This window comes from Collinsella sp. AF15-51, from assembly GCF_003462845.1.
Classification (GTDB): domain Bacteria; phylum Actinomycetota; class Coriobacteriia; order Coriobacteriales; family Coriobacteriaceae; genus Collinsella.
The window spans coordinates 1-7261 of sequence record NZ_QRYG01000032.1 but is presented as its reverse complement, the minus strand read 5'-3'; the positions used below and the strand labels follow the sequence as shown (position 1 = coordinate 7261).

The 7261-nt window shown below is 58.5% G+C and carries 9 protein-coding genes; 3 read left to right on the top strand and 6 right to left on the bottom strand.

Translation table 11 applies throughout. The features are described from left to right. Positions 1–405 precede the first annotated feature (405 nt). The 5 genes from DWW51_RS09980 to DWW51_RS09955 form a co-directional block, all read right to left on the bottom strand. Positions 406–1089, bottom strand: a complete 684-nt coding sequence (locus tag DWW51_RS09980; protein ID WP_117640140.1) for a hypothetical protein — start codon at positions 1087–1089, stop codon at positions 406–408. A gap of 414 nt (positions 1090–1503) precedes the next feature. After that, positions 1504–1758 carry a hypothetical protein gene (locus tag DWW51_RS09975; protein WP_117640139.1) on the bottom strand — a complete coding sequence of 85 codons (255 nt, stop codon included), beginning with the start codon at positions 1756–1758 and terminating at the stop codon, positions 1504–1506. 15 nt (positions 1759–1773) lie between these two features. Then, a complete protein-coding gene (locus DWW51_RS09970) occupies positions 1774–2397 on the bottom strand; it encodes a DUF1700 domain-containing protein (protein ID WP_117640138.1) in 624 nt (207 codons plus the stop codon). Then, positions 2384–2704, bottom strand: a complete 321-nt coding sequence (locus tag DWW51_RS09965) for a PadR family transcriptional regulator (protein WP_197032260.1) — start codon at positions 2702–2704, stop codon at positions 2384–2386. The genes DWW51_RS09970 and DWW51_RS09965 overlap by 14 nt, the downstream gene beginning before the upstream one ends. Before the next feature lie 877 nt (positions 2705–3581). Further along, positions 3582–3797: a hypothetical protein gene (locus tag DWW51_RS09955; protein WP_118450766.1), complete on the bottom strand. Its 216-nt coding sequence runs from the start codon at positions 3795–3797 to the stop codon at positions 3582–3584. A gap of 295 nt (positions 3798–4092) precedes the next feature. Here DWW51_RS09955 and DWW51_RS09950 point away from each other — a divergent pair, with 295 nt between their 5' ends. The 3 genes from DWW51_RS09950 (at position 4093) to DWW51_RS09940 (ending at position 6037) form a co-directional block, all read left to right on the top strand. Next, a complete protein-coding gene (locus DWW51_RS09950; RefSeq protein ID WP_117774392.1) occupies positions 4093–4566 on the top strand; it encodes a LytTR family DNA-binding domain-containing protein in 474 nt (157 codons plus the stop codon). Further along, the gene (locus DWW51_RS09945; RefSeq protein WP_117640133.1) at positions 4559–5038 is read left to right on the top strand and encodes a DUF3021 family protein; all 480 of its coding nucleotides are present in this window, start codon (positions 4559–4561) and stop codon (positions 5036–5038) included. The genes DWW51_RS09950 and DWW51_RS09945 overlap by 8 nt, the downstream gene beginning before the upstream one ends. A 579-nt stretch (positions 5039–5617) precedes the next feature. After that, positions 5618–6037 carry a YjdF family protein gene (locus DWW51_RS09940; RefSeq protein WP_117774391.1) on the top strand — a complete coding sequence of 140 codons (420 nt, stop codon included), beginning with the start codon at positions 5618–5620 and terminating at the stop codon, positions 6035–6037. A gap of 217 nt (positions 6038–6254) precedes the next feature. Here DWW51_RS09940 and DWW51_RS09935 read toward each other — a convergent pair whose 3' ends face one another. Continuing rightward, positions 6255–6704 (bottom strand): hypothetical protein, encoded by a 450-nt coding sequence (locus tag DWW51_RS09935; protein ID WP_117774390.1) that lies wholly within the window; start codon positions 6702–6704, stop codon positions 6255–6257. Between the last annotated feature and the right edge of the window lie 557 nt (positions 6705–7261).

Sequence of the window (7261 nt, the reverse complement as noted above, 5' to 3'; positions counted from 1 at the left end):
CGGATGAGGCGGAGGCGCGCTTCGAGCAGCGAAAGCTGAAGCGCAAGCAGAAGCATCGTGGGCATTGATACCGCCATCGACCCATATATAGCAGCAAGCGTAGCTTCGATTGAAACTACGCCTGCCACCTGGTGCTATAACGTTATACAGAACGTGTGTTCTACTCCCACTCAGTGATCAAATCGTGCACTTCCATAGCCTCTCGTCTACATGGTATACCGTTGTCTCCCCTTTTTTCAGAGTTGGGCGATTTTCGGGTACCCAAGCTGAACTCAAATTGAACTTAACGACGGCTTATCGGTCGGGGGCTTCCTAGCGAGAATATACAGAGGCGCACATTTCGCAGGGAACCTCCCATTCGTTATTTTATCGGGATGCTGTCAAGGCAGCGTCAATGCGTTTGACCTACACCTTCTCGCTTGTCGAGGCTTCGTCTGCAGGACCATCGGAATCGATACGGAATCGATCGGCATACCATTCATCCGAAGCAATCACCTTATGGAGCATCTGGAGATGCAGGTCGACATAGTGGCAGAACGCCTTGCCGTATTCCACGAGAGGCACATTGTTTCTCTCGTTGGGCTCGGCTCCAAAATTAAACTCGACCTCATAGCCCTCCCCAGGCACACCAATGCTCGACAGAATATCAGTGGAGAAGTGAACGAATCCAGACGTCACCTTGTATACATCTTTTACCTTTGGATCGAACTTCTCGAGTAAGTCTTGAAGTCTTCTATCAGACATCTTCTCACCCGAGAAATCTTTCAGCTTGTTCGCAGGCACACCTTGAAACACCTGCTTGAGAAAGTCATCCTGGTCTTCCGCGGCGAATAACGCGAATGTCCTCAGGCAGACTCCAACCTGTGCGCGGAGAAGCTGGGCGACGCAAACAAGATTCCTCGACTCGAGCATGGAGATGAATCCGTCTATCAATCTCATCGCATATTCAGAGGAGGATGCCAGATATAGATCCCATTGGGTAAAGTCACCGTTCATGAAGGGAATCACTGCATTGCGCTCGGCGACTCTCAAGGCACTCAGGCTTTGTTTTATTTTCTCAGCTTCTTGTTTGAACTGTTCGATATCCAAAATGCCCCCAAATGCCGGCTTCTCAACAAATCAGAAAAAGCAAGAGAGACAGAGATTAGGTTCATGCTCCACTGAACCCACGCTTCCAGTCGAGGTACTCCTCCTCGGAGATCTCCCCGGAGTCCCGTCTCTCGCGCCCCTCACGGAACTGTCCATATCAGTGTAGCCAATCCAAGCACAGTCCCACCGCCCGGCCCAGTCGCTCCCCGTCCTGCGTGACCCCGTGAAGGCGGAGGGGCGTGACTGTCGTCATCGCGTTCCTTTCTCCTCGTACTTTTTTGGGCATGCGTAGCGGGCCCCCGCGCGGCGCTGAGAGCGAATCGGCGCAGGCTTGAGACCAGTTGCGCTGGAGCCGAGGTTCGGGTTTCGCCGGCTTACGCAGCTTGGCGGACGGAGCGCCCGGGCTCCGCGCCCCTAGGGCGCGGCGGGGTCCGCAACGTTGGAGGTGTCGATCTCGCCCAGATTGGCGAGCTGGCTGATGAACGGGACACTCTCGTGTTCGTCCACCTCGACGCCGCCGAGCACGATGGTGCTGTCGCGCGTATCGATTTGGGTTGTGAACACGGCCGGGTCGAAGCCCGAGGCGATAAAGCCAATGCCCGCGAGGACAACACCCGCGGCAACGAGCCCGCCCGCCACAGCGAGGTAGATCTTCTTCGCGCTGGTCATGGTACTCACTCCTTTCTACGCTGCGAGATGCGCGGCAGCGCCGCCCTTCTCGCCCTTACCCTTCCAGAAAGGCGAGGCGGCCTTCCCCGCCCAGAGCGCCGAGAGGCGCGCGATCCGCTTGGATGCCTCCCAGGCGCCCGCGCCCACGAGGAGGGCCACGCCGATGAAAGCGAGCCCGCAGCCCAGCATCACGATCACGTAGGGCACGTGGCCGACGGCCACACCCGCCGCCACGAGCGCGAGCGACGCCGCGCCCACGGCCCCGAGGGTCGCGGCGATGACCCACACGCAGAGCGCCAGCACCCAGATACACACGTAGACCGTGACGGCCACCGCCGCGAAGGCCAGCAGGAGCGGCACCCACACCGGCGACCCCACGATGGTCAGCACCCACAGCAACGCAGTGCTGCGCCGGCGCGTCTTCGCAATCGCGCGCGGCACGGCGGGCAGGTCGTCGAGCGTGGCCTCGGCAACCTCGCCGGGGGTGCCCATGGCGGCCACGGCCTCCTCCTCGCTCATGCCGTCCTCCATGCGGTCGGCGATGGCCTCCGCGTAGAACGCCTTGGTCTCCTCCACCTGTTCGGCCGGCAGGCAGGCGAGCAGCTCGCCCAGCCGGCCCAGGAACTCATCGCGCGTCATGGTGCGCCCCCTCAACGTATGTGTAGATCTCCCGTACGGACGGCCACTCGGCCAGGAACTCCTCGATGCGCGCACGCCCATCGTCCGTGATGCGGTAGTAACGGCGCAGCCGCCCGTTGTGCTCGGCGGAGCGCGCCGTGATGCACCCGGCTTTCTCCAGGCGCTTGAGCAGCGGGTAGAGCGTCGACTCCGTGAGCCCCATGCTCGCCGGCACGTCCTTCACGATCTGGTAGCCATAGGACTCCTCGCCGGAAATGGCCGCGAGCACGCAGGCCTCCAGGAAGCCACGCTTCATCTGGGCCTCCATCCGCACACCTCCTCTCGTCATATACTGTGCTATACACACTATACGATGCAAGGTATTAGGCGTCAACTACCATCGTGAAGATTCTTCGGTCCCCGCACGCGGTCGCGGATGACTGCCCGTCCCGAGCGAAACCCACAGGCGCCAACGCGACCTGAACGCGGCGCTGTACCCCGAGATCCGGGGTACGGTCCACCTTTCGGCCCAACCATGGGATTCGAAAGGCCGAAGACGCCGAGAGAGATCCGGGCAGGACGGCGCCAGGTGGTTTTCAACCCCGTCAACGGTTCGCGAGCTCTGGAATACTGCCCGCAGGCCACGGGAAGAGCTCCAACCGAAAGTAATCATCGCCAGCAGCTCTATCTCGCGAAACGTCCTCGTGAAGCCGCACGTGAGTGCACCCGAAACCGCATGAGTCCACTATGAGCGCATTCTTTTGACGTTTTGTTCCCGAAGCAAGGGGCCCCGTCGGCCTGGCGCTCGACCCCATCAATACGACGCCACTGTTCTCCCGATGGAGCAGGACAGCATATTCGTCTCGTTCATGCAGGTAGATAGTGCCGTTGGCTTGCGTGTATCCAATTTGCTCAAACATCACGGCATACACGATAAGGTACGAGAAAAACGAGGGAGACCGCATTCGGCCTCCCTCTTAGCGACGTGAATCGTAGCTAGCGGCTTTACCGTCTTACGTTTCCACAGATCAGAAGGGATGTGCAAGAGCGATGACCGAAAGAATCGTCGCAGGCGGCTTATTCACCCAAGAGTTCAACGGTTCCACTTTCAAATGCATGGGGAAATGCGAATGACCTCAATGTGCTCCCGAACTCGGCGCTAGCGTTAACGCCGACTCCGTCGAGCGAAGACTTGCTAATATGAGTCACAACACCGTCTCCAAGGCCGATATGCCCAAGATGGCTTCCAACTGGGGGCAGGGTTTGCCGATAGGAACAACATGAAGAAATGCAGTCCCCTTGGAATCCTGCTCGGTGATTCCGTCAGCGTTCTTCTCAAGGCAATCCAGAAGAGCAATCGGATCGCCCATCACGTCAGGTGGCGGAGTTGGCATGGAGGGCAGGTTCTTGTTGGTATCCACCCATTGTACGCCCGTCGTCGTGCACGACCAATCGGACAGCTTCCCGGATTCGATAGTTGCATGCGAGGGGGTTCTTCGAGCTAAGTGCTCTTGAGCATGGCGTTTCACGTGCCGGTGTTCATGAGCGGCAAGGATTGCTTTTTCGGGCTCGATCCGAGGATGCGTGACTACGGTCTCTCTTGCTGTTCAGCTCGCCTAGTCTGCATCTTGGTTCCTCGACTGCGCAGCTTGGTTAAACGCCGAAGGTTCAGCTATCTTCGTCAGCTAGCATGAGAGCAACCCGAAGGGAGGACGCATGAAGATCACAATCGAAGAGCGAGAAGCAGCTCAAGATATAGAAGTCACGACCGTCTGCGTAAGGGTCGATCGCCGCGTGCTTGATATAGCGGCTCGGCTGCGCATGCTTGACAGGAAGGTGACGGGCACGGCCGACGGCTGCACGCGCGTGCTGAGCGCAGAAGACGTCCTGTTCATCAAGTCGGTCGACAAGCACACGTTCATTTATACGGCCGACACGGTTCTCGAAACGGGCCTGCGCCTTTACGAGATGGAGGAGCGCCTGGCGGACTGCGACTTCCTGCGCATCGCGAAAGGTTGCATCGTCAACTTCCGCGCGATCACCGCCCTCAAGCCCGACGTCAACGGCAGGATCATCGCCACCTTGGAAAACGGTGAGCAGGTCGTTATCTCGCGCCAGTATGCGCCCGACGTCAAATCGAAGCTCGGTCTGAAGCAGTCGAAACGAAGGAAGGGAGACCGAAATGATTAACAGGGACATTATCGACACCGATAAAAAGACGCCCGCGGAAAACCTCGGACAACTCGTGAAAAGCACCTGTATCGGCTTCACTGTTGCCATGATAGCCTTCTTGGCATTAGGGACTTGTTTCGCTGATGACACCGCCAAGCAGGGCATTAACTATTGCTGGTCGATTCTCGCCGCGTGCGTCACCGTCCCCGCGCTGCAGTTCGTGTTCTTCACGCCCGCGGTGATCAGACAGATGGCGTATCCCGCGCGCCTGGTGCTGTTCGACGTTTGCCTCTACGCAGCCCTCTGTGCATTGGCGTTTGTCTTTGCTTGGGTTCCCGTGAACAACCCCGGGGCGTGGGTTACCTTCACGGTTGTCTATCTCGCCATCCTGGCGGTCCTCACTCTTGCTTTCAACGCCAAGCTGAGCCGCGAGACCCGCGAATTGAACGACAGGCTCGCGGAATACCGCAAGAGCAGGGAGACGGAATAAGGGTATAGCTGAGCATTATCGATGCTGGGCAAATCCTTACTCCCGATCCTCGGATTACCGCCCAGCGCGAGGACCTGATGCCAAGGCCGGCGCAGGGCGATGCTCGGCCCCGTTCGCTACCCCAAGCGCTTCCTGCGCGGTCATGCCCTTGTAGCCCCCCGTTCGCGCGCATAAGCGGGTTCATGTGCAGGGGAATGTCGATCCAGGTGCCGCTTGCTCGGTCAGCTTGATCGGATTGGAGGAAGACGACCTCGTGTTCAGCATAGACGATGGCGAAACTTCCTACGTATTGCGGTCTACCCAAGCCATCATTCGGTCCTCCTCGGTTTCGAAACTCGATTTTTTTAAAGTTTCGAAACCGGGGAGGCAATATGCACAGGGATGCATCGAGGAGCAATTCCCAGTCGCGCCATGTCAGCAGCGATGCCGGGCGCATTCACGCGTGCTACAATGCGGGCATCAGAGATGAAAACACAGTCCCCGTCGGGTAGTCGTGGGCGTGCGGGAGTCCGCATCAGTAACCTGCCTCCTTGGTTGTCCCTTCTCTGCATGGTCATCTACATAAAGGAGGAACCAGCCATGCAGATCAGCGTGTCGCCCACCCTGACCGTATATCACGACGGCCAATTTTGGGTCGGGCTGGCGGAACACGCCGAGGACAGAACATACGGCGTCGCCCGCATCGTCTTCGGCGCGGAACCGTCCGATGAGGAAATCCTGCAATTCGTTACAAGCAAATGGGCGAAGCTCTCGTTCTTCGGTGACGAGGCCACGGAAACAAGCAAGCCCGCGAAGAATCCCAAGCGACGCGCTCGCGAGGCAGCGAAAGCCCTTAAGCGGCCCGCGGTGAGCACCAAGGCACAACAGGCGCTCGCAGCACAGCGGGAAGCGATGAAGCGGGAGTCGGCTCAAGCAAGAAGCCAGCGTCGCGCGGATGAGGCGGAGGCGCGCTTCGAGCAGCGAAAGCTGAAGCGCAAGCAGAAGCATCGTGGGCATTGATCGCCATTTGCAGCAAGGCAAACCATATACAGCAGTGGGGCCAGTTCCACTTGAAGCCGACGCCGCGTAGACGCTAATGGTGACGGCTATGCACGGGCACGGGCGAGCCACTGCACTTCACAGCTTGTTTCTCAAGTTTCTCAAGTATTTGGGACGCACACGCGGCGTTCAAAAATGCGGAGCGACTCCACATGGCTCGAGACTGAGCCGAAGTGCCCTACTTCTCGCCCTCCAGCAGCCCCACGATACGGTCGATGTCGACGGCGAAGTGGGGCCTTCCCTCGCGCTCGTAGCGGTCGAGGTACGCCTGGCACTCGGAGACAATGCGCTTGGTGTTGCCGTCGATGATGCGCTGGAGCGTCTCGTAGTAGGCCGAGCCCTCGGTCCTGAAGCGGCGCTGGTAGGACTTGGTTATGGGGAACATCTTGATGTAGTGGATGCCGTGGCGGCAGCCGGGGCGCGTCGTGGGGCGGGGTGGCAACGCAAAGTACTGGTCTTTGGGCACGTTGGGGGCGATGTTGGAATGCAGCGGTACGGCGAAGTCCCTGCGCTTCCCGCGGAAACGCAGCCTCACCACCACGATGCAGGGGAGATTGTGCTTAAGCATGAGCTCGCGGTCGCCCTCGACGAGGTCGAAGAAGTCCTGGGAGATGGATACGACCTTCACCGGTTGCGCCTCTTCATACGAAGTGGGGCCCGCATCGCTGCAGGCCCCTACAGGTGGGCGATATTCTACGCCTTGCGGCACCCCGTCGCCCACGGAGGTTAAACGTACACGTAAGCCGTACTCTGAAAGCCGCGGCTTCCGGCAAGTAGTTTATGCCACGAAAGGTCGCTTTCAACGCGCATAGCTCGCAAAATAACACTCGCTGGGCCGTCACCCCTGGCCGTTACCCTCCAATCTTCATTGGAGTCAGCAGGTCAATTCATATAGTTATGGGGGGGGGTATCCTAAAGGAAATCAATTTTATACCCCCATAACTAAGGAATTTTCTATTCCCACTCAATGACTAGGGCCCTGGTGTAATTGGCTGGATCACCGTTCCGGGAACCGGTATCGACCTACCTGTCCGCCGAGCTCTTTCTTCAGCTCCAGCCTAGTATCTGACTCACACCGTTATAAGCGAAAACCGAAGAGATGCGTCTTAGCCAAGAAAAGAAGGTTAGCCTCATCTTACTGCATGATTCGTGTGTTATAGTTAGATGGCTCTAACTGTTTGGGGG